The sequence below is a fragment of the Amycolatopsis sp. NPDC114478 genome (genome assembly GCF_055633805.1).
The window spans coordinates 105,423-127,852 of record NZ_JBVKDO010000018.1; the positions used below are offsets into that span (position 1 = coordinate 105,423).

Below are 22,430 nucleotides of genomic sequence, written 5' to 3' on the forward strand. Positions count from 1 at the left end.
CGCAGCCTCACCCGGCGATCTGGACTCCTCCGGGACGGAGCGTGAACTACGGACGAACACGAGCGTCGGAAACCGCGGGACTGCCTTCCGCCAGTTCCCGAAAAGAATTCCCCGAATTGACCGCGTGCAGGCGCCGCTGATAACTGCGCGCCGACACACCGACGGCGACACCTTCGATCTTGACGTGCCAGAGCCACTTGCCCTGCGTGTCGCGCACGGTCACGACTTCCGCCGCCGACAGCCACTTCCTCAGCACGCGCACGGCGTCGGCGCAGGCGGCCGCGTCCGGAAAGGATGTTGCCGATTGCGCGAGGCTGCGGTTGTTGGCGGAAAGAAACCGCCACACGACACTTCCCGTCGCATTGCCGTATCCCCGGCCGCGCAACCGCTCCGGAGAGATGTGCACCAATTCGAAGCGAGGCACGGCCATGGTCGTTCCTTTTCGCACGATCCCCCGGGTGCTGCGCGCTCAGGCTCGACCATCCCGGTGTACGGCAGCGGAACAAGGGACCTCGCTCCGGTACTGACGGCGTTCACTAGGGATGAAGCGGACCGCCGTCGATCCGAAAAGGACGCTCGCGCACCGGCAGCCGGTTACGGCAATCAGGTGACGGCTGTAACCGCGCCTCGGGATCCGGCGAGTTCTCGAGTAGCGGGCGCGCCTGATCCGGTTCCCGCCGCGCGGAGGCCCGGGAGGCGTCATGGTCGTCATCGGCACGTGGAACCTGGAAAACCTGTTCCGCCCCGGTGGCGACGGACCTGGGGACCAGGCGGCTTACGACACCAAGCTGGACGCCTTGCGCGACACCATCACGGCGTTCGCTCCCGATGTGCTGGCCGTCCAGGAGGTCGGCGACCCCGCCGCGCTGGACGACCTGGCCGGCCGGCTGCCCGGACCGTGGCACACCACGTGCTCGGGACACCCCGACGCACGCGGGATCCGCGTCGGCTTCCTCTCCCGCTTGCCGCTGACGGTGGTCGCCGACACCGCGGCCCTGCCACCGAAGCTGGCGCCGGTCCAGGTCGCCGACCCGCCCGCCGCGCGCAGTGACGAGCTCGGCCGCGGTGCGCTGGCGGTGACCGTGGAGGACGCGCCCGGCACCACGCTCACCCTGATCACCTGCCACCTGAAGTCCAAGCTGCTGTCCTACCCCGGCGGCCGGTTCGCGCCCCACGGCGAAGACGAACGCGCCCGATACGGCGCCTACGCCCTCTACCGCCGCACCGCCGAAGCCGCCGCGGTCCGGGACCTCGCCACCACACTGCTGCAACCCGGCGAGCAGGAACGGCTCATCGTGCTCGGCGACCTCAACGACGAAGCCACCGCCGCCACCACGCAGATCCTGCTGGGTCCGCCCGGCTCCGAGATCGGCACCACCGGCTTCGACCGCCCCGACGGCGGCGACCGCTGGCGTCTCTGGAACCTCGCGGCGCTCATCCCCGCCGAGCGGCGCTACTCCCGCGTCAACAACGGCCGCCGCGAGCTCATCGACCACGTGCTCGTCAGTCACGCGCTGGTCAAGCCCTTCCCCGGCGTCGACGTCGTCCACGAGGGGAAACTCCCGTCGGTGACCGATCGCCCGTCGGCGCACGTCAGCGCGTCGGGCTCCGATCACGCCCCGGTCGTCGTCACCTTCCCGCCGGCCGGGTAGGCGGCACGGGCCGGTACTCCGAGGCCCGCGGTTACCATCCCGGCATGGCGGTGAACGACGAACTCGCCCAGGAGTTCTTCGCGGTCGACACGACCGCGCTCTGCGATGCCGACAAAACCACTCGCGTGCTGCACAGCGCGATCCGCGCCCGCTCCGCCCGCACGCGGATGTTCGGGCCCGCCTTCACGGTCCGGTGCCGCGACGACTTCCTCGGCGTGCTCCGGGCGGTCGAAGCCGCCGAGCCGGGCGACGTGATCGTCGTCGACGGAGGCGCGCGCGAGATCGCCCTCGGCGGCGAACTGTTCGCCCGCGGCGCCCTCGCGCGCTCCCTCGGCGGCATCGTCGTCGACGCCGGCTACCGCGACCTGGCCTACGTCTCCGACTGCGACCTGCCCGTCTACAGCCGGTTCGTCACCCCGCTCTCCGGCACGGCGGCGAAGCTCGGCGAGCTGCAGGTCCCGGTCACCTGCGGCGGCGTCACGGTGAACCCCGGCGACCTCGTCCTGGCCGACGGCGAAGGCCTCGTCGTCGTGGCCCCGGACCGGATCCGCGACCTCCTCACCGCCGCGCACGCCATCAAGAAGGCCGAGATCGCGATCATCGACCGGCTCGACGCGGGAGCCACCCTGAGCGACGCCTTCGCCCTCGCCGAACACGTCGAGGCCCTGAAGCGGGGCGAGCCGTCGGCGCTCCGGCCCCGCACCGCGCTCTGAACCGCCGCTCAGAAGACGAACTGCTGCCCACCGTCGATGTCGTAGGTCGCGCCGGTCAGCGCGGTGTTGGTCATCAGGTGGACGGCCAGCGCGGCGACGTCGGCCGGCCCCACCACGCGGCCGATCGGGAGCTTCTCCCGCAGCTCGGCGCGGCGGTCTTCGAGCTTGTCCCCGAGCAGCGCCGCCGACAACGGCGTGTCGACGAACCCGGCGGCGATCAAGTTGACGCGCACGGGCGCGAGTTCGAGCGCGAGCGCGGCGGTGAACGGCGGCAACGCGGCGGTCGCGGCCGAGACGATGCCCAGGCCGTGCCCGATGCGCCGGCCCCCGGTGCCGCCCATCAGCAGGATCGCCCCACCGGGCCGCATCTTCGGCGCGGCGTGGCGGGCGATCTCGAGCGAGACGACGATGTGGTCGCTGAGGGCCGTCCGCACGTCCTCGGCGCTCATTTCGAGCAACGGCCCGTAGTGCGGGCCGCCCGCGGTGACCAGGACGTGGTCGATCGTCCCGGGCAAGTCCGCGAAGAAGCCCGCGACCGCGGCCGCGTCGGAAGCGTCGAACGCGGCGGTGCTGCGCGCGTCGACGGACTCGGCTGCGCGCGCGAGTTTGTCGGGATCGCGGCCGGTGAGCACGACCTCGGCGCCTTCGGCCCGCGCCAGGCGCGCCGTCTCGAACCCGATGCCGGCGCTGCCGCCGATCAGCACGACCGTCTGCCCGTCGAGTTTCGTCATGCCGGCAGCGTCCTCCACGGCCCCGGGTGTTGTCACGCGCGGCGCCGGCGGGCCGGCTTGGCCTGGCGGCGCGGCTTGGGGATGTACGGGATGTCCGCGAACCGCAGCGTCGCCTGCAACGCGCGCACCGCCCGGTCGAGCCGCAGCAGCGACACCTGCGTCAGCGTGAAGAGCTCGTCGACGTTCCACGTGCGGCCGGCCGCCGCGAGCACGACCGTGCGCGGCACCCGCTCGACCACCCGGTCCGCGGCGGCCTTCGAAGCGAGCTGCGCCAGCGCTTCCGGTTCGTGGGCCAGCGCCTCCGCCGAAACCAGCGCCTGCGTGCTCAGGTGGCTGGCCGCCGTGGCGCGGCCGAGCCACTTGACGTGGACCAGCTCGTCACCCGGCCCGAGCAGGTCGCACAGCTCGAACCGCGGGTGCAGCGGCGTGCTCGCGAAATCCCGGTCCAGGCACAGGAATCCGGGCACCTCGGCCACCCGCCGGCAGTACTCGTGCTCGTCGTCGGGCGTGCCGGTCGGGACCCACGGCACGGGCGGCCAGTCGAACCGGCGGGCGAGCATCGCCGTGACCTGCTCGCGCATCTGCCGGACGTAGGTCTCGCCGATGCGGTACCAGCGGCCCTGGTGGAAGACGTACCGGACGTGGTCGATCGTCGTCTCGAACACCAGCCAGCGCGCCACCGGGATCGACGCGCCCGCCTCCTCCTTGCCCGCGTCGTCCGCGCAGGGCACGATCCGCCCGGCCCGCACGGCCTTCAGCCGGTCACCGGCGTCGACGCGGGCGAGCCGGTCGGTCAAGTGCCCGAGCTCCAGCCGGCCGGGAACCGTGAACGGGCCGCCGGGCCCCAAGCCGGTGATCCGGAAGGAACCGGCCCGCTCGGCGTCGTGCACCGCGCTCGCCGGCCACGCGAGCCCGAGCGCGCCGTCGTCGCCTTCGACGCTCTCGGCCAGGCGGCGCTCGAGCACCGGCAGCAGCCGGTCGTGGCGGTCCATCGGCCGGGTCTGGGCGACGAACCGCAGGGCCGAGTGCGCGTCCGGCTCGTCGACGACCGCGCCGACGGCGTCGAGGTCGGCCAGGAACGCCGCGGGGTCCTTGGCCAGCGGCAGCCACACGGCGTTGCCGGCGCGGATGCGGTGGCGGCGGCCGGTGACCCGCCCGTAGGTGAGGTCGGTCAGGTCCGCCGTGCCGGCCAGTCGGTTGACCAGCTCGCCGTAGGGCTCCAGCCGGAACGCCGAAAGGTCGCCGCCGCCGGGGATCGACGTCTGCGTGGCGCGTGCCGAGGTGTCCAGCGCGGCGCTCGCGACCAGCCCGAGGTCGAACGGGTCGAGCCGCCGGATCCCGAACAGCAGCCCGAAACCCTGCTCGACGTGCTCGTCGTTCAGCACCAGGTGCCCGGCGCCCCAGGTCACCGCGTACGTCCACGGTGGCCGCGGGACGAGCAGCACCGCGAACGGCAGTTCGGAGGACAGCGCGAGCTCGGTGCCGGTCAGCGACGCCGCGTGCGGCAGCCACTGCGGTGCCTCGGTGCGGAACCGGCCGGCCACCAGCCGCGCCCGGGTCCCGGACAGGTCGACGGCCGCGTCGGTGGTCACCTGGCCGTCCTTCAGCGGCACGAGCAGCTCGGTTTCGGCAGCGGTGCCGTCGAGCCGGAACAACGACACGGGCTTGCTCGGGGCGGACGTCGAAGCCATGCGCTCACCGCCTCCCGGAAAACAACCTCCGTTCAGCATAATGCGCGACCGTGCCCGACCGGTTACATTCGCCTTAACAAGCGATCACCGTCATCGTCGCTGGTCAGGAGTCCGGCGAGTGATCAGCGAGTGACCTGCGCAAGGCCGGGGAATTGCGCCGGAAAGAATTGTGGAAATGCACTCCAACGGCCGCATTCCGCTTACCTCCTGCTCTGTTCGGGTCGGCCGGCGGAAATCGGCGCACGGATCGTGACCGTCCACACCGGATCGCACGGGCGGGGAATGGTCCGACCGGGCGGGGGAGATCACTCCGCGGCGGTTCGCGCTGCGCGCAGTGGCGCACTACCCTGGGCTGGTCGATTCCCGTCCGGCCCGACGCTGGGGGCAGCATGGAGACCGTCCCGATGTTCGCACACGGAGACCGTCTCACCCGTCGGGACCTGGAGCTGATCACCGATGAGCGCCGCCGTTACGAACTGGTGGACGGGACACTCCTAGTGAGCCCCTCCCCGCGTCCGCTGCACCAGAGGGTGGTCGCGCGCCTGCTCGCCGCGCTCACCCCGCTCTGCCCTGCGGACTGCGAGGTCCTCCCCGCTCCCCTGGACGTCGTGCTCGACGAGCACACGGTCCTCATCCCGGACGTCGTCGTCGGCCGCCGGGACACGTTCACCGACCGGGCGCTCGTCGGCGTGCCGGTGCTCGCTGTCGAAGTGGTGTCGCCCTCGAGCGAGCACATCGACCGGTACCTCAAGCCCGCCCGGCTCGCCGCGGCCGGCTGCCCGTTCTACTGGGTGATCGACCCCCGCGTCCCGAGCGTGAGCTGCTTCCGCCTCGACGCCGGCGCGTACGTCCTCGACGGCGAAGGCCGCGACGACGAACCGGTGACCCTCACCGCCCCTTACGCGCTGACGCTGCGCGCGGCCGACCTCGTCTCGCCCCACTGACCACGGCCACCGAGTCCACCGGCCGGAGAATGGTGACGACTTCGACTCCCGTCGAACCGGTCGCGTACCCCTTAGCCGAGGAACCCGCTGCCCGAGGCGTTCGCCGCGGCCCGGGACGCGCCCGGCTTGACGCGGATCGAGCTGCCTACGGGGAATCGGCTGTACGGCTCGTGCGGGGCGACCGGCGGTTCAGCCGGGCCATGGCCACCGAAGCCGACGTGCCGAGGATGACGGCCGTCAAACAGGACCCGGGCGTGATCATGGCCCTGGACCCGCCCGAGCACACCCGGTTGCGCACGCTGGTCCACGTACTGCTGGAACACCTGAGCCAGCTGTCCGAACTGCGTGCCGACCCGGACCTGGTGCCGGCCGCCGTCGAGGAGCTGATGCGGTTCATGCCGCCGCAGTTCGGGCCCGGCGACGAGCTGCGCTTCGACCGCGGTGACAACCCGTAGCTCGGTTTCGGGCACGGTTCCCACTTCTGCCTCGGCGCGCCACTGGCGAGAATCGAGCTGCCGGCGCACGGACCGTCGCCCTCCCGATCACCTGGTGGCAGCTCACCGCGCCGCAGCCACGTCGAAGGCGGCTTCGCGCAGCTGGCGTCGTGAGCTGATCCCGAGCTTGCCGAAAACCTTGCGCAGGTGCCATTCGACGGTGCGCGGGCTGAGGAAGAGCCTCGTCCCGATCTCCGGGTTGGACAGTCCTTCGCGCGCCAGGCGGGCGATCTGGAACTCCTGCGGGGTCAGCTCCTCGGTGGTCCCGGCGGTGCGTTTGCGCGCCGTCTCGCCGGTGGCCAGCAGCTCTCGGCGCGCGCGGTCGGCGAATGCTTCGAGGCCCATCTCCGACGTCATGACGTGGGCGGTGCGCAGGTGCTCCCGGGCGTCGACGCGGCGTCCCTCGCGCCGGAGCCATTCGCCGAACAGCAGGTGGCTCCGGGCCAGCTCGACCCGCAACGGAGTCCCGGCGAGCAACGCGATCGACTCGGCGTAGCACTCGCCGGGTGTGACGCCCGCCAGCGCCCGCAGGCGAGCTTCGAGGGCTCGGGTCCACGCCGTCGGGGTGACCCGGGCGCGTTCGGACATCTTGTCCAGCGCCGCGGCGACGAGGTCGCCGTCGCCGGTTCGCGACGCGGCCTCCGCCAGCTCCGCCGTCGCCAGGGCCTGGTGGCCCATCGTGTCGCGCTCGAACACCCGGTGAGCCGCGTCGCGGGCGGCCTCGTGGTGGCCGAGGCCGTTGGCGAGCACGGCGTGCGCGTAGTCGGCGAACCGCACGACCCGGCCCTGGCCCCGCTCGGCCGCCGCCGTCGCAGCGGCCGCGATCTCCGCGGCGCCGTCCCGGCCGCGCAAGGCGGTGAGCAGGATCGCGCTGTACCCGACCGGGCGGCCGCCGGTGGCTTCGGCGAGGAGCCGGTCCTCTTCGACGAGCGCCCGGGCCGCGGTCAGGTCGCCGGCCAGCAGCTCGTGGTTGGCGAGGAAGTTGAGGGCGAACTGCAGCTGGACGAGCGCGCCCGTGTCGCGGGCCAGCCGCACCTGACGCTCGGCGAGCTCGCGGCCGGTGGCGAAGTCGAGCAGCTCGGTCGCGAGGGTGCCGGCGGCCCGGTTGCCCAGCAGCCACAGCACGCGCCCGGTGTCCTCGCCACCGGTGCCGAGCGCGCGGACGACGCCGACCGCCTCGGTCATCTGCGCGGCCGCGGCCGCGTAGCCGTCGGTGAGCCGGGTCGCGAGCGCGTCGAGGACGACGTCGACGGCGGTCGGTGGCACCGGGGCCGCCGGCGCCGCCCGGGTCCGCCGCGCGGCCTCGACGACGTCGGATTCGGCCCACACGGCGGCGCCGAGCGCCTCCAAGTACGTCTCGCGGGCCTCGTCGCCGTCGAGGCATCCGGCGGCGCGCAGCAGCAGCTCCACCGCGTCCCGCCCGCGCCGCTGGTCGAACGCGATCTGCCCGCGGAGGCGGCCGGCCTCGGCGTCCCGCGCCGGATCCGGCGGTCCGGCCTCGGCCGCGCCCAGCAGGTCCAGCGCCGCTTCGAGCGCGCCCGCACCGCGTTTCGCCCGGGCGGCCGCGAGTTCGCGCCGGGCGCGCAGCGCCGGATCGGGGGTGAGGGTGGCGGCCTGTTCGAGCAACGCGGCGGCGGCGACCTGGCCACCGCGTGCCCGGGCGCGCCCGGCGGAGCGCTCGAGTTCGGTCGCGACGGCTTCGTCCGGGACGACGGTCGCCTGCGCGCGGTGCCACGCCCGCCGATCCGGGTCGACGGCGGGATCGGTGACCGCCGCGAGCGCGCGATGCACCTCCTGCCGCTCCCCGGCCGAAGCTGACCGGTAGACGGCCGAGCGCACCAGCGGATGCCGGAACCGGACCCGGGGCCCGAACTCGACCAGCCCGGTCGCCTCGGCGGCGGCCGCGGGGTCCGCGCCCAGGCCGAGCTCCCCGGCCGCGCGCCAGAGCAGGGTCGCGTCCCCCAGCGGCTCCGCGGCGGCGGTCAGCAGCAGCCGGCGGGTGTCGGGCGGCAGCGGGGCCAGCTGCTGGAGGAAGCACCGCTCGAGGCGGTCGGCCAGCGCGTCGCCGTCCGGGCGGAAGAGCCCGTCGGCTTGTTCCGCGGCGGTCCAGAACCGGGGCAGCTCGACCAGCGCGAGCGGGTTGCCGTGCGTTTCGGCGATGATCCGGTCCCGGACCCGGCCGTCCAGCGGGCCCTTGAGCACCGAGTCCAGCACCGCACCGGCCGCCGTTTCGCCGAGGCCGCGGACGGCCAGCTCCGGCAACCCCGCCAAGTCCAGCTGCTCCGCGGGCTCGCGCACCGCCACGACCAGCGCGATCGGCTCGGCCAGCAGCCGCCGCGCGACGAACGCGAGCGTTTGCGCGGACACCCGGTCGAGCCACTGCGCGTCGTCGACCAGGCACACCAGCGGCCGGTCCTCGGCGACCCCGGCGAACAGGGTCAGCACCGCGAGCCCGATCAGGAACCGGTCCGGTGGCTCGCCCGCGGTCAGGCCGAACGCCGTGCCGAGCGCGGTCCGCTGCGGCGCCGGCAGGTGGCCGAGCCGGTCGAGGAAGGGGACGCAGAGCTGGTGCAGGCCGGCGTAGGGCAGCTCGCGCTCGGATTCGACGCCCGCCGTCCGCGCTACCCGGAAACCGGTCGCCCGCGCCGCGACGTGCTCCAGGAGCGCCGTCTTGCCGATCCCCGCCTCGCCGCGCAGCACCAGCACCCGGCTGTGCCCGGTCCGCGCCGCGGCGAGCGCGCCGTCGAGCGCGGCGAGCTCGTCTCCGCGGCCGATCAGCTCGGGACCCGACATGCCCCGGACCCTAGCGCGATCCCCGGGGCAGGGGCCCGGGACGGACCAGGGTGTCACACGGGGGCGAACGGGCCTCGGGAGGACGACCGTGAAGGCGAGCAGAGAAACCCGCCCCACGAAGAGGAGTTCAGATCATGGACATGAAGCTCGAAGTCGTCGTCCTGCCCGTCACCGACGTCGACCGGACCAAGCACTTCTACAAGGCACTCGGCTGGCGCGAAGACGCCGACATCGCCTTCGGCACCTCCCGGATCGTCCAGCTCACCCCGCCGGGATCACCGACCTCGGTCCACTTCGGCACCGGCATCACCGACGCCACCCCGGGCGCGGTACGCAACACCTACCTCGTCGTCGACGACATCGAAGCCGCCCGCAAAGAACTCACCGGCCACGGCGCCGACGTCAGCGAAATCTTCCACCGCGACCAGACCGGCGCCTTCGCCCCCGGCATCCACCCCGACCGCGGCACCTACTCCTCGTTCGCCTCCTTCAGCGACCCCGACGGCAACACCTGGCAACTGCAGGAGGTCACGACCCGGCTGCCCGGACGCGTCGACGGCGTCACCTACGGCTCCACCCAGCGGCTCGAAGACGCGCTGCGCGAGGCCGCCGCCGCGCACGGCGAACACGAAAAGGAAACCGGCCAGTACGACGAGCAGTGGCCGACGTGGTACGCCCAGTACATGGCGCGGCACCAGGACGCCTGAGCCCATTCCGAATCTCCGGAAAGAAGGAACCATGGCTCAACGCGATTTCGACGCCATCGTCCTCGGCGGTGGCGCACCGGGCGAACACACCGCGGCCGCGATCGCCGCGGGCGGCCTGCGGGTCGCCGTCGTCGAGCGGGAGCTGCTCGGCGGCGAATGCTCCTACTGGGCGTGCATCCCGTCCAAGACCCTGCTGCGGCCCGGCGAAGCGCTGGCCGCCGCCCGCGACGTCCCGGGCGCCCGCGAGGCGGTCGCCGGCCGTCCGGACGTCGCCGCCGCACTGGCGTGGCGCGACTTCATGGTCTCGTCCTACGACGACGCGGGCGCCGAGAAGTGGGCCCGCGACACCGGAATCGAGGTGCTGCGCGGCGAGGGCCGGCTCGCCGGGCCGCACACCGTCGCCGTCGGCGGGAAGGAGTACACCGCCGAACACGTCGTCGTCGCGACCGGCTCCGCCCCCGTCATCCCGCCCGTGCCCGGCCTGCGCGAACTGCCCGGCCTGTGGACGAACCGCGAAGCGACCGGTGCGAAGGAAGTCCCGAGCCGCCTGCTCGTCCTCGGGGCCGGCCCGACCGGCGTCGAGCTGGCCCAGGCGTTCACCCGCCTCGGAGCGGAGGTCGCGGTGGTCGACGGCGCCGATCACGTCCTCCCCCACGAGCCCCGGGCACTCGGCGAAGCCGTCGGAGAAGCGCTGCGCGCGGACGGCGTCGCCCTGCACCTCGGACAGCACGCGAGCGCCGCGCGGCTCGACGGCGAGGAGTACGTGCTCGACCTTCCCGACGGCACGCAGCTGCGCGCCGAGCGGCTGCTGGTCGCCACCGGACGACGACCCCGCGTCGACGGCATCGGCCTCGGAACCGTTGGCGTGGAAGCGAATCCGCACGGCATCCCGGTCGACGAGCACATGGCGGCGGGGGACGGCCTGTGGGCCGTCGGCGACGTCACCGGGCAGTGGAACCTGACCCACGTCGGCGAGTACCAGGGCCGGGTCGTGGCCGCGAACATCCTCGGCCGGCCCGCTTCCGTGCACTACGACGCGATCCCCCGCGTGGTGTTCACCGACCCGCAGGCCGCGGCCGTCGGCGCCGCCGAAGGTGCTTTCACCGCGACCGTGCAGCTTTCCGGGGTGGCCCGCACGGCCACCTACACCCGGGCGTACGACACGCGCCCCGGCTTCCTCACCGTCGTCTCCGACGGCGAACGGCTCACCGGCGCGTACGCGGCCGGTCCCGAGGCCGGCGAATGGCTCCAGCAGGCCACGCTGGCCATCCGGGCCCGCGTCCCGCTGGCCGTGCTGCTCGACGTCGTCCAGCCGTTCCCGACCTTCTCCGAAGCCTTCCTGCACGTCCTGCGCGATCTCGATCGCCAGGTGAACCCCTTGGGAGCCCAGTGATGTCCTACCGTGCGTTCGAAGTGACCGGCACGCGCCAGTTCACCTTGGTGGAGCGAGAACTCCGCGACCCGCTGCCCGGCGAAGTCCGGCTGCGCGTCGAAGCCTGCGGCGTCTGCCACAGCGACACCCTAGCCGTCGAAGGGATGCGCGCCGACCCGTCGGTGCCGGTCGTGCCCGGCCACGAGATCGTCGGCGTGGTGGACGCCGTCGGCCCCGGCGTGACCGCCTGGGCGCCCGGCGACCACGTCGGCGTCGGCTACCTCAACGGCCACTGCGGCCAGTGCGAGAACTGCCGCCGCGGCGACTTCGTCAACTGCACCGACCAGCCGTGGACGGGCACCACGACCGACGGCGGCTACGCCGAAGTGGCGTACGCCCGCGCCACCGGGCTGGTCCGCATCCCCGCCGGCGCGCAGCCCCTCGACGTCGCACCGCTGCTGTGCGCGGGACTCACCATGTACCGGGCGTTGCTCACGGCCGACGCGCGCCCGGGGTCATTGGTGGCGGTGCAAGGCATCGGCGGCCTCGGCCACCTCGGCGTCCAGTACGCCAAGACGCTCGGCTACCGCGTCGCGGCGATCGCCCGCGGCACGGGGAAAGCCGAGCTGGCGGCGGAACTCGGCGCCGACGAGTACATCGACAGCACGACGGGCGACCCCGGCCAGGAGCTGAAGCGGCTCGGCGGAGCGGCGGCGATCATCGCGACGGCGTCGAGCGGCGCGTCGATGTCCCCGCTCGTCGCCGGGCTCGGCACCCGCGGGCAGCTGCTGGTCGTCGGAGCCGCCCCGGACCCGATCGAGGTCCGGACGCCGGACCTGATCTTCGGCACCCACTCGGTCACCGGCGCGCTCACCGGTTCGTCGATCGAGAACGAGGACAGCTTGCGCCTGGCCCACGACCGCGGAATCCGCAGCCGCAACGAGATCATGCCGCTGTCGGAGGCGCCGAAGGCGTACGAGCGCATGATGTCCGGCAACGCGCGGTTCCGCGTGGTCCTGGACACCCTTCCTCGGTGACGAAGTACGGCACGCTGGCTAATGCACGAGCTGCTGGTGCTGCCGGAACCAGGTGGCGTATCCGTATAGACCCGGCCGGCCGCCGTGCGGCCGGCCGCGGCAGGCGATCGACCACAAGTGGCCGGGACGGTGTTGCCGCCGGCTATCGCCAGCGCGCCGATGGTGCTTGACTGACGATCGGAAAGACTGACTCCGGCGCTCAGATCACCGCGACGCCGCCGTCGACGGCCAGCTCCATCCCGTTCACGTAGCTCGAGTCGTCCGAGGCGAGGAACAGCGCGACCGTCGCGATCTCCTCGGGCCGCCCCATTTCTCCCCGCGGGATCAGGGATTCGAACTGCCGCATCGTCTCCTCGTCGAACAGCTCCTGCTGCTTCGGCGTGGCGACCTGGCCGGGAGTCAGCACGTTCACCCGGATCCGCCGGTCCTTCAGCTCGGACAGCCACACGCGGGCGTAGGCCTGCTGCACGGCCTTGCTCGCCGCGTACACGCTCCACTCGGGATAGCCCTTCAGCGAAGCGTTGGACCCGGTCATGAAGATCGAGCCGCCGTCGTTGAACAGCGGAAGCGCTTTCTGCACCGTGAACAGCGTGCCGCGCGCGTTGAGCCCGAAGGTGGTGTCGAAGTGCTCCTCGGTGATCTCGCCGAGCGGGCGCTGCTCGCCTACCCCGGCGCTGGCCCACAACACGTCGATCGCGCCCTTTTCCCGCTTGACCGTGTCGAACAGACGGTCCAGATCCGCCAGGTCGGCCGCGTCGCCTTGCACGCCGGTCACGTTCCGGCCGATCAGCTTGACGGCGTCGTCCACCGCCTCCTGCCGCCGGCCCGAGATGAAGACGTACGCACCTTCGTCGACGAACAGCTTGGCGCCGGCCAGCGCCAGGCCACTCGTGCCGCCCGTGATCACCGCGACCTTGCCCTCGAGCTTTCCCACGATCACTCCGTTGCCTAGTTATGTACACCGATCTGTGTGCTTAACGTAGCGGAGGGTCGATCGGGACGCAAGCTATGTACACCGATCCGTACCCAACCCGGCTAGACTGGGCTCATGACGGAGTTGGAGAAGGGCCCCCAGGGCCGGCGCCGCGGCAGGGGCGCGCGCGAGCGCATCCTCAGCGCGTCACAACAGCTGTTCCGCGAGCAGGGCATCAACCAGACCGGCATGGACCAGCTCTGCGCGGCGGCCCAGGTGTCGAAACGCACGGCCTACCAGCACTTCGCCGGCAAAGACGAACTCGTCGCCGAGTACCTGCGCCGGTTCGATCCCGGCGTCATGCCGGAAGTGTTCGACCGCGCCGACCTCACGCCTCGCGAACGGCTCCTCGCGGCCTTCGAACTGCCGATGACCGCGACCCAGGACGACATCACGCCGCTGTGTCCCTTCATCGCGGCGTCCGTCGAAATCCCCGACCCCGAACACCCCGCACGTCAACGCGCGCACGACTACAAGAAAGCCGTCGCCGCCCGGCTCGCCGAAACCGCGCGCGAAGCCGGCGCCACCGACCCCGACCAGCTCGGCGAGCAACTGGCGCTGCTCCTCGACGGCGCCTCGGCCCGCAACCGGGCCCTCAACACCGAAACCTTCCCCACCGCCGCCGCCATCGCCGCCGTCCTCATCGACAACGCGATCCCGGCGCCAGCTCGGCGATGAGGGTCAGCGGTCCTTGGTGAGGGGATCGCCGCCGAGCTGCCACATCTCGTGGTTGCCGCATTCCGCCGTGATTTCGGCCGCCGCCTGAGCCGCGCTGAAGAAGTCGTCGACCACCGGTGAGGAATGTGCGGTCGCCACGGCGAGGCACACCTGGTCCGGCGCCAGGTCCGGGACGGGCACGTAGGCGACCTCCGGATGCGTGTAGAAGACGGTCGCCGAGCGCGCGAGGAACGAGATGCCCCGCCCGGCGGCGACGTGCTCGAGCGTTTCGTCGACGCCACGAACCAGGTACCCGGCGTTGAGGTGCGGGCGCCTGGTGGGCTGCGTGCTCGCGTCGGCGTGCCAGAGCAGCGGTTCGCCGGCGAGATCGGCCTCGGTGACTTCTTCCTTGCCGGCCAGCCGATGGCGCGCGGGCAGGACCGCCACCCGCGGCTCGGTGTAGAGCGGAACGACGCGCAGGCCGGCCTCGTCGAGGGGCAGCCGCACGTAGCCGATGTCGATGCGGCCGTCGAGCAGCATTTCGGCTTGCTCGTCGGCTTCGATGCGCTGCACGTCGACCCGCACGTCCGGGTGCCGGACGGCGAACCGGTGGATCGCCGGGGTGACCGCGACGCCGGCCCGGAAGCCGACCATCAGCCGCCGGTCGCCCCGCGCGGCCGCGGTCACCCGGCGGCGGGCCGCGTCGGCGGAGGCCAGCAAGGGGGCGGCGTCGGTCAGCAGCTGCGTGCCTGCGTCGGTCAGCGTCACCCCGTGGCTGTCCCTGGTGAACAGCGCGGTGCCGAGATCCTGTTCGAGCGCGCGGATCTGCCGGCTCAGCACCGGCTGCGCGATGTGCAGCCGTTCGGCGGCGCGGCCGAAGTGCAGCGTGTCGGCGACCGCGACGAAATAGCGCAGCTTGCGCAGGTCCAGATCCATCAGGGCCTCCCGCGGTCCGGCGATGCCACCAGGGTATCGCCGCCGTCGGAAGAGGTCTTGGACATCAACTCGGACCCGCGGCAACCATGGATGTCGGGCGCCCCGCAGACACCTCCCGACTTCAGAAAGCAGCACACCATGAGCACCATCAGCATCATCGGCCTCGGCGGCATGGCCCGCGCCATCGCCACCCGCGCGGTCGAGGGCGGCCACACCGTCGAGGTCATCGGCCGCGACGCGGCCAAGGCCAAGGACCTGGCCGCCGAACTCGGCGGCAGCGCGACGGCCGGAACGTTCGGTGCCACCCCGGCCGGCGACATCGTGGTCTCCGCGGTGCCTTATGCCAGCGCCGCTCAGGTCTTGGCGCAGTTCGGCGACGCGCTGGCCGGCAAGGTCGTCATCGACATCTCCAACACCTTCACCGCCGACGCCACCGGGGTCGTCACGCCCGCCGGCACCTCCGGTGCGCAGGAGATCGCCAAGACCGTTCCCGCGAGCGCGCACGTCGTGAAGGCGTTCAACACCGTCTTCGGCCACGTTCTGGCCCAGGGCGGTCGGCTGGACGTGTTCATCGCCGGCGACGACGCGGACGCCAAGGCCCGCGTGTCGGCGTTCATCGAGAGCCTCAGGCTGCGCCCGCTGGATGCAGGCGACCTCGCGGCGGCGCGGTGGTTGGAGGCGGTGGGTCCGCTGCTGATGGGCCTGGCCAACCACGGCGCGGGGTTCGACATCAGCCTCGGCGTCACCATCAACAACTGAGTAGGACACATCGTGCGAGTTTTCGTCACCGGCGGGACCGGTCACACCGGTTCCCACATCATCCCCGAGCTCATCGCCGCCGGGCACGAGGTCACCGGCCTGGCCCGCTCCGACACGGCGGCGACCGCGTTGTCCACGCTGGGCGCAAAGGTGCGCCGCGGCGACCTCGAGGATCTCGACGGGCTCAAGGAGGCGGCCGCGGACTCCGACGGCGTCATCCACGTCGCACACCGGCAGGACCTGCTCCCCACCGGCGGAATCGACGCCGTGGCCGCCGCGGAGGTCCCGATCATGCTGGCCTACGGCGAGGCGCTCACGGGAACCGGCAAGCCGCTGGTCGCGGCCGGGAGCATCGGTTCGCCGGGGAACCTGGGCCGGCCGGCCACCGAGCAGGACCCGGCCTTGCCCGCCGGCGAGGAGCACGCGGGAACCCTGCGGGCCCGCAACATCGTGGAGACCACCGTCATCGGCCTGGCCGAGCGCGGAGTGCGGTCGTCGATCGTGCGCATAGCCAACATCGCGCACAGCACGACCGACCAAGCCGGCTTCCTCCAGCGGCTGATCGCGCTGGCGAAGGAGAAAGGTGTCGTCGGCTACCCCGGCGACGGCACCAACCGGTGGAACGCCGTGCACGCCCGCGACGCCGCGTCCGTGTTCCGCTTGGCTTGGGAAAAGGGCCCGGCGGGCAGCTACTGGCACGCGGTCGCGGACGGCGCCATCCGGTTCCGCGACATCGCCCAGGCCATCGGCAACCGGCTGGGCCTGCCCGTCGTGAGCATCCCGGTCGACGCCCTGGTGGTGCCGGGCCACTTCGGCTTCCTCGCGAACGTCGTCACGCAGAGCTACCCGGCGTCCAACCTGATCACCCGCGAGACCCTCGGCTGGGAACCCACCCAGCCCGGCCTGCTCGCCGATCTGGACAACGGCCACTACTTCCCCACGAGCTGAGAACGGGAGGATCAGCCGAGGTCGCGCAGGTACACGTGGGGGGTCCACATGTCGGTGCCCGTCGCGAAGTTGGTGGCGACGGACTGGAACGCGACGTGCTTGCCGTCGGCCGAGATCGAGGGCGTCGCGGAGTTTCCGTTGCCCTCCGCGCCGTTCCCGGCGACGCTGGCCCGGGTCGTGGTCGCGGTGTCGCGGTCACGGACGAACACGTCACCCGCGCTGTTGCGGTCGAACGGCACGAGTCTCCACGCGAAGGAGTCGAACGCCGTGTAGCGGCCGTCGGCCGAGATCGACGGGCGGACGCCCGGCGTGGTGCCGTCGATGTCCTGCCCGCCCGTGTAGAGGACGTTCAGCCGGGTGACCGTCGACGTCTGCCGGTCGACCAGGAAGTTGTCGACGTGGCCGTTGGTGTCCCCCGGGTTCGGCAGCAGGTTCCCCGCAGCCGACTGGTAGGCGACGTAACGCCCGTCGGCCGACATCGTCGAGAAGGTGCTGGCGCCTTGCCCTTGGTCGCCGTGGGCGTTGACGCTCACCCGCTCGGTCAGCCCGGTCAGCTTGTCGTGCACGAACACGTCGGTCGCCTGGTTCGTGTCGGAGCTCGTCAGGGTCGTGGCGTCGGATTCGAACGTGACGTAGCGGCCGTCGGCCGAGATCGACGGCAGCCGGCTCGCGCCCCTGACCTCCGTGCCGCCCGAGTCGACGCTGACGCGAACGGTGCGGTCCAGCTGCTGGTCGTACTCGAAGACGTCCCGGACGCGGTTCGTGTCGCCGGGGACGAGGTTGCCGGCGTACGAGTCGTACGCGATGAACCGCCCGTCGGCCGAGATCGCCGGGTCGAGGCTGTCGTCGTTGCCCGGGGCGCCCAGCAGCCCGCCGCTGACCCGGCTCGTCCACCCGATCAGGTTGTCGTGGACGAACACGTCCCGGAACCCGTTGGTGTCGCCCGGAACCAGGTTCGTCGAGTCCGACACGAACGCGACGTACCGGCCGTCGGCCGAAATGGACGGTGCCCAGCTGGCGCCGTTCCCCTCGACGCCGGTGCGGTCGACGCTGACGCGCGTGGTCACCCCGGCCACCCGGTCCCGCACGAACACGTCGTCGACGCCATTGGTGTCGCCGCCGACGAGGTTGCGGGCCGAGGACCGGAAGGCCACGTACCGTCCGTCGGCGGACACCGACGGCTCCCCGCTCGCCCCGGTGCCCGGCTTGCCGTCGACGCCGACGCTGATCAACGTGGTGGCGGCCGCGGTGGCGGCGTCCGCCGTGCCAACCGGTACCAGCGCCGCGATGGTCGTCGCGCAGAGGACGAGTCCGACCGAGCCGGCTCTCCGACTTCTCATCATTGCCTTTCCCTGATCAAAAAGAAAACCGTGGTTCACCAGACCGGCTGGAACCGTTCGTTGATGAAGCCGTAGCAGGGGTTCTGCACCAACCGGCGGTAGTTGTCGGTGTTGATGGCGTCCACCGAAAGACACATTCCGCTGTTCACGTTCTGGAACTCCGCGACGCCGTTGTAGTAGTCCCAGAGCATCCGCCACTGCTGGTTCGTGCCGACGAGGCAGGTGTACTGGATGATGGGGTTTCCCTGGTTCGTCCCGTAGGCGTAGTCGTCCAGGCACTTGCCGGTGCGGACGTTCTGCAGCCAGAACACGGCCGGGTCGTCCGTGGCCTGCCCCATCCGCCACCGCTGGTTGTTACCGTAGTCGCAGGAAAGCTGGTCGACCGGGGCGAAGTCGTCGAGACGTCCCTTGTCGACCTGCACGCACTTGGGGCTGCCGCCGGCCCAGCTGCCTTCGTTGGTCTGCCAGGCCACTACGTCGCCGCTCACCGGCGGGTAGATGGTCCGGTCGGCATGGGCGGGCCCGGCACCGGCCAGGACGAGTGCGGCGGTCGCGAGCGGAACCAGCACGGCGGAGCGGATCACGCGGGGTAGCTGAGGCATGCGCGAACCCTAGGGAGCACCCCACGGCCGGCTCCAGGCGGAACCGGCGGAAAAGCCGGCAGAAACGGTTTCCCGCCGATCAGCGGTCCGCGGCCATCGCCGGGTGCGCGCGGACGCGGGCCTGGTCCGGCAAGCCGAGGGGGAACGTCAGCGCCTCGCGGAACAGCCGGGCGGCGCCGCCCGCGTCGCCGCCGGCGGCGGCCGTCTCGCCGAGGGCGAGCAGCGCGAGCCCGGTCGCCTGGGCGTGTTCGGCCCGCCGGGCCAGCTCCAGCGCCCGCCGGCCGGTGGTGGTGGCGTCGTCCCAGCGGGCCAGGCCGGCCTGGGACTGGGCCAGCAGGGCCAGGCCGGCCTGGGACTGGGCCAGCAGGGCCAGCGCGAACGCCTCCGAGCCCGGTTCGCCGAGAGCGGCGAACGTCGCGGCGGCCTCGGTCAGCAGGGTGGCCGCGCCGGCGTGGTCGCCGGTGTCGTTCCGCACGGCGCCGAGGTTGAGCTGAGCCACCGCGACACCGCGCTTGTCGCCCAGCTCGCGCTTACGGCGCAGCGCGGCGGCGTGGTATTCGATCGCTTCGGCGTACGCGCCGCGGTCGTGCGCCAGCGCGCCCAGGTTGTTCAGCGCGATCGTCTCGCGGCGCGCGTCGCCCGTGGTCCTCGCCTGGTCCAGCACGCCGGTGTACGCGGCCGCGGCGTCGTCGTACCGGCCGGCGAACTTGTGGGCGTTGCCGATCAGGGTCAGCGTCGCGGCCCGGCCGTCCGGGTCGGCGCCGAACACCTCGGCGGCGGACGCGGCCAGCGCCAGCGCCACCTCCGGGTCGCCGCTCTCGTTGGCGGTGACCGCGGCGCCGTGCCACGCCCACGCCCGGGCCTGCTCGGTGGGCGCGGAACCGGCCGCACCCGTGAGCATCCGCCGTCCTTCGGCGAACCGACCCCGGGCCACGTAGTGCTTGGTCAGTGCGCGCACGGTTTCCACGCACAACAGGGCGGGCGCGGCGTCGACGGCTTGCTGGATCGCGGCCCGGACGTTGTCCTGCTCATCGCCCAGCCGGGGATCGCCGTCGCGGACCAGGCGCAGGAAGTGCCCGGCGTGCGCGTCGCGATCGCCGGCTCCGGTGAGCTGGTCCTCGACGACCTCGCGGATGGTGTCCAGCATGCCGATCCGGGGACCGCCGGCCCGTTCGGTGACGGTGACCAGGCTGTGCGCGGCCAGCGTCGCCAGCGAATGCGGCGGTGCGCCCAGCACGGCCTCGACGTCGACCGGGTCGGCTCCGCCGGAGAACGCGCCCAGCAGGCCGAACAACCGCCGGTCGGGATCGGTGAGCCCGCGCGTGCTCCATTCGACCGTGCGGCGCAGGCTCACGTGCCGGTCGGCCAGGTCCACCGCGTCGCCGTGCAGGTCGCGGACCTGGGCGAGCACCTGGGCCGGTGCCTGGGTGCGCAGCCGCGCGGCGGCCAGCTCCAGGGCGAGCGGCAGGCCGTCGAGCCGGCGGCACAGCGCCGCGACCGCGACCGCGTTGTCCCCGGTGAGCGCGAACCCGGGCCGGACCGCGGCGGTGCGTTCGACCAGCAACCGGACGGCCGCGTTGCCGGCCAGGTCCGCCGGATCGTCACTGTCCGGAGTGGACAGTGGGGCCAGTGGCCAGAGGTGTTCCCCCCGCAGCCGCAACGGCGACCGGCTGGTCGCCAGGACGGTCAGCCCCGGGCACCCGGCCAGCAGCGTGGCCACGGTGGTGGCCGCCGCGGCCACGTGCTCGAAACTGTCGAGCACCAGCAGCCATCGCCCGTCGCCGATCAGCGCGGCCGGGTCGAGTGTCCGCAGGGACTCGGCCAGCGCCTGCGGGACGTCGTCGGCGTCCCGCAGGGCGCTCAGGTCGAGGCCGTGCACGGATTCGAACCGGCTCGCCGCCCGCCAGCCCACCTCGAGAGCGAGGCGGGTCTTGCCGACCCCGCCGGTGCCGGTGATCGTGACCAGCCGCACCGGCGGGTCCTGGACCAGCCGGAGCACCGCGGCGAGGTCGTCGGACCGCCCGACGATCGAGGTGACCGGCGCGGGCAGCGCCGGGCGGGCCGCCGTCCGCCGGCGGCGGGTGTCCGGCGGCGGCGCCGTCCGGGCGGTCCGGGCGAACGCCTCCCGCTCCTCCGGCGTCAAGCCCAGTGCACTGATGAGCGCACGCAGGGTTTCGCGCTGCGGACGCCGGGTGGCGCCCCGCTCGATCTCCCCGATCGCGCGGACGCTGATCCCGCTCAGCTCCGCCAGCTGCTCCTGCGAGAGACCGCGGCTGCTCCGCAGCCCTGCCAGCATCTCGGCCAACGCCATCTGCCCCCGGTGCACCGCCACATGGTAAAGACGGCTGCGGAAGCGCCGCGGTTCGCCGTCCCGCTAAAGCTGGGCGGCACCACCGTCGACGGGGATCTCGGCGCCGGTCGTGAACGTGGCTTCGAACGCCAGGTAGGCCACCGTCGCCGCGACCTCGGCCGGCTCTCCGAAGCGCTGCATCGGGTTCTGCGCCCGCATCTCGGCCTTCATCCGGTCGGCGACGTCGGGCGGCAGGGTCGCGTCGAGGATGCCGGTGGCGATCGGTCCGGGGCTGACGGCGTTGACGCGCACCCGGCGGGGCAGCAATTCCCGCGCCAGCGACCGGGTCATCGACCGCAACGCCGCCTTGGTCGCGGCATAGACGCTGATCATGTCCAGGCCCTTCTCGTTGGCGACCGACGTCGTGAGCACGACACCCGCGCCCTCGCGCAACAGCGGCGCGAGCTTCTGCACCGTGAAGTACGGGCCCTTGGTGTTCACGGCGAACAGCTCGTCGTACTGCGCTTCCGGCGTCGACTCGAACGGCGCGAAGGCGGTCACCCCGGCGTTGACGAACACCGCGTCCACCGCGTCGAACTCCGCGCGGACCAGCCGGGCCAGCTCCTCGATGTCGGCCATCGACGCGGAGTCGCTGCGCACCGCCGTGGCCCGCTCGCCCAGCCGCCGGCGCGCGGAGTCGAGCTTTTCCTTGTCCCGCCCGGTGATCAGCACCCGGGCGCCGCGGTCGACCAGCAGTTCGGCGGCCGCGAGACCGAGGCCGCTGCTCCCGCCGGTGATCACGGCGTTCTTTCCCTCGTAAGCGTTCATACCCCGAGTGAACTGCCGGGTCCGCCGCCGCGTCCAAGTCCCGTTCCGCATGCCGCCATACCGCCGGTGCATGGCGGCGTACGCTCGAAGAGTGGATCTCGACCTGCGGCTGGTCCGGTACTTCACGGTCGTGGCTCAGCACGGCAACATCGGCCGCGCCGCCACGGCCCTGCACCTCGCCCAGCCGTCGCTGAGCCGCCAGATGCAGCGCCTGGAGCACCAGCTCGGCGTGCGGCTGTTCGCGCGCACGCCGCGGGGAACCAGCCTCACGCCGGCCGGCGAAGCGTTCCTGCCGCGCGCCCACGCCGTCCTCGAAGCCGCCGACGACGCCGTGTCCGTCGCCCGTGCCGCCGACCCACCCGGCGAAATCACCATCGGGTACGTCGAGGGCCTGGTCGTCACACCCGCGGTGCAGGCGCTGCGCCACCGCCGGCCCGACGCGCGCGTCCGGACGCGGCTGCTGCGCTGGCACGACGTGCGCGCGCTGGCCGACGGCCGCGTCGACGCCCTGGTCACGCGCGAGCCGCTGGCGTTCTCCGCGGCGGTGACGCCGTTGTACGAGGAGCCACGCGTACTGCTCGTCCCGATCACGCATCGCTTGGCGGGCAAGGAAGTCGTCTCGGCGGACGACCTGGGTGACGAGGAACTGGTGCCGTGCGCGGTGACGCCGACGCTCTGGAGCACCCCGAAGGACGGCACCCCACCGCCCGCGCCGGACGACAGCTTCGAGGACAAGCTGGAACTGGTGGCGTCGGGAAGCGCGGTGGCGGTGTTGCCCGCCGGCGACCACCGCCTCCGGCTGCGCGACGACGTGACGGCGATTCCCGTCGAGGGTTTCGAGCCCTGCCGGGTCGTGGTGGCGTCGCGGACGCGGGACCCGAACCCGCTGGTGGCCCAGTTCCGCGAGGCCGCACGGCTGCTGGTGCCGGATCCGCGTGGGCCCGCGTCGCCGTGACTGTCGTT

21 protein-coding genes are annotated in these 22,430 nt (G+C 72.6%); 11 read left to right on the plus strand and 10 right to left on the minus strand.

Annotated features, from left to right (window positions below; translation table 11 throughout):
* Positions 1 to 46: 46 nt before the first annotated feature.
* The gene (locus ACZ7OH_RS38080) at positions 47 to 430 is read right to left on the minus strand and encodes a hypothetical protein (protein ID WP_470285314.1); all 384 of its coding nucleotides are present in this window, start codon (positions 428 to 430) and stop codon (positions 47 to 49) included.
* 271 nt (positions 431 to 701) lie between these two features.
* On the opposite strand from ACZ7OH_RS38080, the gene ACZ7OH_RS38085 reads away from it, so the two are divergent.
* Together ACZ7OH_RS38085 and ACZ7OH_RS38090 are read left to right on the plus strand one after the other, a co-directional pair.
* On the plus strand, positions 702 to 1,652 hold the full coding sequence (locus ACZ7OH_RS38085; RefSeq protein ID WP_470285315.1) for an endonuclease/exonuclease/phosphatase family protein: 951 nt from the start codon (positions 702 to 704) through the stop codon (positions 1,650 to 1,652).
* Positions 1,653 to 1,696: 44 nt separating this feature from the next.
* Positions 1,697 to 2,365: an RraA family protein gene (locus ACZ7OH_RS38090; RefSeq protein WP_470285316.1), complete on the plus strand. Its 669-nt coding sequence runs from the start codon at positions 1,697 to 1,699 to the stop codon at positions 2,363 to 2,365.
* Between the two features lie 8 nt (positions 2,366 to 2,373).
* On the opposite strand, the gene ACZ7OH_RS38095 is transcribed toward ACZ7OH_RS38090, so the two are convergent.
* Together ACZ7OH_RS38095 and ACZ7OH_RS38100 are read right to left on the minus strand one after the other, a co-directional pair.
* Positions 2,374 to 3,096 carry an SDR family NAD(P)-dependent oxidoreductase gene (locus ACZ7OH_RS38095; RefSeq protein ID WP_470285317.1) on the minus strand — a complete coding sequence of 241 codons (723 nt, stop codon included), beginning with the start codon at positions 3,094 to 3,096 and terminating at the stop codon, positions 2,374 to 2,376.
* Between the two features lie 32 nt (positions 3,097 to 3,128).
* Positions 3,129 to 4,787 (minus strand): TIGR04141 family sporadically distributed protein, encoded by a 1,659-nt coding sequence (locus ACZ7OH_RS38100; protein WP_470285318.1) that lies wholly within the window; start codon positions 4,785 to 4,787, stop codon positions 3,129 to 3,131.
* Positions 4,788 to 5,191: 404 nt separating this feature from the next.
* Here ACZ7OH_RS38100 and ACZ7OH_RS38105 point away from each other — a divergent pair, with 404 nt between their 5' ends.
* Entirely contained in the window at positions 5,192 to 5,731 is a 540-nt protein-coding gene (locus tag ACZ7OH_RS38105) for a Uma2 family endonuclease (protein WP_470285319.1), read from the plus strand.
* Between the two features lie 200 nt (positions 5,732 to 5,931).
* Positions 5,932 to 6,186 carry a hypothetical protein gene (locus tag ACZ7OH_RS38110; RefSeq protein ID WP_470285320.1) on the plus strand — a complete coding sequence of 85 codons (255 nt, stop codon included), beginning with the start codon at positions 5,932 to 5,934 and terminating at the stop codon, positions 6,184 to 6,186.
* Positions 6,187 to 6,288: 102 nt separating this feature from the next.
* On the opposite strand, the gene ACZ7OH_RS38115 is transcribed toward ACZ7OH_RS38110, so the two are convergent.
* Positions 6,289 to 9,018, minus strand: a complete 2,730-nt coding sequence (locus tag ACZ7OH_RS38115; RefSeq protein WP_470285321.1) for an ATP-binding protein — start codon at positions 9,016 to 9,018, stop codon at positions 6,289 to 6,291.
* Positions 9,019 to 9,152: 134 nt separating this feature from the next.
* Between ACZ7OH_RS38115 and ACZ7OH_RS38120 the strand changes: the two genes are divergently transcribed.
* The 3 genes from ACZ7OH_RS38120 to ACZ7OH_RS38130 are packed head-to-tail and all read left to right on the plus strand — an operon-like array spanning position 9,153 to position 12,134.
* Positions 9,153 to 9,725, plus strand: a complete 573-nt coding sequence (locus ACZ7OH_RS38120; RefSeq protein WP_470285322.1) for a VOC family protein — start codon at positions 9,153 to 9,155, stop codon at positions 9,723 to 9,725.
* 31 nt (positions 9,726 to 9,756) lie between these two features.
* Complete coding sequence (locus ACZ7OH_RS38125; protein ID WP_470285323.1) at positions 9,757 to 11,118, plus strand: dihydrolipoyl dehydrogenase family protein; 1,362 nt, start codon at positions 9,757 to 9,759, stop codon at positions 11,116 to 11,118.
* Entirely contained in the window at positions 11,118 to 12,134 is a 1,017-nt protein-coding gene (locus ACZ7OH_RS38130; protein ID WP_470285324.1) for an alcohol dehydrogenase catalytic domain-containing protein, read from the plus strand. The genes ACZ7OH_RS38125 and ACZ7OH_RS38130 overlap by 1 nt, the downstream gene beginning before the upstream one ends.
* 199 nt (positions 12,135 to 12,333) lie before the next feature.
* Here the strand turns inward: ACZ7OH_RS38130 and ACZ7OH_RS38135 are convergent, their stop codons facing one another.
* Positions 12,334 to 13,068 (minus strand): SDR family NAD(P)-dependent oxidoreductase, encoded by a 735-nt coding sequence (locus tag ACZ7OH_RS38135; protein WP_470285325.1) that lies wholly within the window; start codon positions 13,066 to 13,068, stop codon positions 12,334 to 12,336.
* Between the two features lie 114 nt (positions 13,069 to 13,182).
* Here ACZ7OH_RS38135 and ACZ7OH_RS38140 point away from each other — a divergent pair, with 114 nt between their 5' ends.
* Positions 13,183 to 13,785 (plus strand): TetR/AcrR family transcriptional regulator, encoded by a 603-nt coding sequence (locus ACZ7OH_RS38140; protein WP_470285326.1) that lies wholly within the window; start codon positions 13,183 to 13,185, stop codon positions 13,783 to 13,785.
* 3 nt (positions 13,786 to 13,788) lie between these two features.
* Here the strand turns inward: ACZ7OH_RS38140 and ACZ7OH_RS38145 are convergent, their stop codons facing one another.
* Positions 13,789 to 14,700 (minus strand): LysR family transcriptional regulator, encoded by a 912-nt coding sequence (locus tag ACZ7OH_RS38145; RefSeq protein ID WP_470285327.1) that lies wholly within the window; start codon positions 14,698 to 14,700, stop codon positions 13,789 to 13,791.
* Positions 14,701 to 14,838: 138 nt separating this feature from the next.
* On the opposite strand from ACZ7OH_RS38145, the gene ACZ7OH_RS38150 reads away from it, so the two are divergent.
* Entirely contained in the window at positions 14,839 to 15,459 is a 621-nt protein-coding gene (locus tag ACZ7OH_RS38150) for an NADPH-dependent F420 reductase (RefSeq protein WP_470285328.1), read from the plus strand.
* Positions 15,460 to 15,471: 12 nt separating this feature from the next.
* On the plus strand, positions 15,472 to 16,407 hold the full coding sequence (locus ACZ7OH_RS38155; RefSeq protein WP_470285329.1) for an SDR family oxidoreductase: 936 nt from the start codon (positions 15,472 to 15,474) through the stop codon (positions 16,405 to 16,407).
* An 11-nt stretch (positions 16,408 to 16,418) separates the two neighbouring features.
* Here the strand turns inward: ACZ7OH_RS38155 and ACZ7OH_RS38160 are convergent, their stop codons facing one another.
* The 4 genes from ACZ7OH_RS38160 to ACZ7OH_RS38175 all read right to left on the minus strand — a co-directional run bounded on the left by ACZ7OH_RS38160 (position 16,419) and on the right by ACZ7OH_RS38175 (position 21,467).
* Positions 16,419 to 17,747 (minus strand): TolB family protein, encoded by a 1,329-nt coding sequence (locus ACZ7OH_RS38160; protein WP_470285330.1) that lies wholly within the window; start codon positions 17,745 to 17,747, stop codon positions 16,419 to 16,421.
* A gap of 35 nt (positions 17,748 to 17,782) precedes the next feature.
* A complete protein-coding gene (locus ACZ7OH_RS38165) occupies positions 17,783 to 18,349 on the minus strand; it encodes an RICIN domain-containing protein (RefSeq protein ID WP_470285331.1) in 567 nt (188 codons plus the stop codon).
* A 79-nt stretch (positions 18,350 to 18,428) separates the two neighbouring features.
* On the minus strand, positions 18,429 to 20,675 hold the full coding sequence (locus tag ACZ7OH_RS38170; RefSeq protein WP_470285332.1) for an ATP-binding protein: 2,247 nt from the start codon (positions 20,673 to 20,675) through the stop codon (positions 18,429 to 18,431).
* 48 nt (positions 20,676 to 20,723) lie between these two features.
* On the minus strand, positions 20,724 to 21,467 hold the full coding sequence (locus ACZ7OH_RS38175) for an SDR family oxidoreductase (protein ID WP_470285333.1): 744 nt from the start codon (positions 21,465 to 21,467) through the stop codon (positions 20,724 to 20,726).
* Between the two features lie 91 nt (positions 21,468 to 21,558).
* On the opposite strand from ACZ7OH_RS38175, the gene ACZ7OH_RS38180 reads away from it, so the two are divergent.
* Positions 21,559 to 22,422: a LysR family transcriptional regulator gene (locus ACZ7OH_RS38180; protein ID WP_470285334.1), complete on the plus strand. Its 864-nt coding sequence runs from the start codon at positions 21,559 to 21,561 to the stop codon at positions 22,420 to 22,422.
* Positions 22,423 to 22,430: the final 8 nt, after the last annotated feature.

Bases quoted from the DNA above. Each gene is read 5' to 3' on its own strand.
- ACZ7OH_RS38080 (WP_470285314.1), bottom strand. From the start codon at position 430: ATGGCCGTGCCTCGCTTCGAATTGGTGCACATCTCTCCGGAGCGGTTG.
- ACZ7OH_RS38085 (WP_470285315.1), top strand. From the start codon at position 702: ATGGTCGTCATCGGCACGTGGAACCTGGAAAACCTGTTCCGCCCCGGT.
- ACZ7OH_RS38090 (WP_470285316.1), top strand. From the start codon at position 1,697: ATGGCGGTGAACGACGAACTCGCCCAGGAGTTCTTCGCGGTCGACACG.
- ACZ7OH_RS38095 (WP_470285317.1), bottom strand. From the start codon at position 3,096: ATGACGAAACTCGACGGGCAGACGGTCGTGCTGATCGGCGGCAGCGCC.
- ACZ7OH_RS38100 (WP_470285318.1), bottom strand. From the start codon at position 4,787: ATGGCTTCGACGTCCGCCCCGAGCAAGCCCGTGTCGTTGTTCCGGCTC.
- ACZ7OH_RS38105 (WP_470285319.1), top strand. From the start codon at position 5,192: ATGTTCGCACACGGAGACCGTCTCACCCGTCGGGACCTGGAGCTGATC.
- ACZ7OH_RS38110 (WP_470285320.1), top strand. From the start codon at position 5,932: ATGGCCACCGAAGCCGACGTGCCGAGGATGACGGCCGTCAAACAGGAC.
- ACZ7OH_RS38115 (WP_470285321.1), bottom strand. From the start codon at position 9,018: ATGTCGGGTCCCGAGCTGATCGGCCGCGGAGACGAGCTCGCCGCGCTC.
- ACZ7OH_RS38120 (WP_470285322.1), top strand. From the start codon at position 9,153: ATGGACATGAAGCTCGAAGTCGTCGTCCTGCCCGTCACCGACGTCGAC.
- ACZ7OH_RS38125 (WP_470285323.1), top strand. From the start codon at position 9,757: ATGGCTCAACGCGATTTCGACGCCATCGTCCTCGGCGGTGGCGCACCG.
- ACZ7OH_RS38130 (WP_470285324.1), top strand. From the start codon at position 11,118: ATGTCCTACCGTGCGTTCGAAGTGACCGGCACGCGCCAGTTCACCTTG.
- ACZ7OH_RS38140 (WP_470285326.1), top strand. From the start codon at position 13,183: ATGACGGAGTTGGAGAAGGGCCCCCAGGGCCGGCGCCGCGGCAGGGGC.
- ACZ7OH_RS38145 (WP_470285327.1), bottom strand. From the start codon at position 14,700: ATGGATCTGGACCTGCGCAAGCTGCGCTATTTCGTCGCGGTCGCCGAC.
- ACZ7OH_RS38150 (WP_470285328.1), top strand. From the start codon at position 14,839: ATGAGCACCATCAGCATCATCGGCCTCGGCGGCATGGCCCGCGCCATC.
- ACZ7OH_RS38160 (WP_470285330.1), bottom strand. From the start codon at position 17,747: ATGAGAAGTCGGAGAGCCGGCTCGGTCGGACTCGTCCTCTGCGCGACG.
- ACZ7OH_RS38165 (WP_470285331.1), bottom strand. From the start codon at position 18,349: ATGCCTCAGCTACCCCGCGTGATCCGCTCCGCCGTGCTGGTTCCGCTC.
- ACZ7OH_RS38175 (WP_470285333.1), bottom strand. From the start codon at position 21,467: ATGAACGCTTACGAGGGAAAGAACGCCGTGATCACCGGCGGGAGCAGC.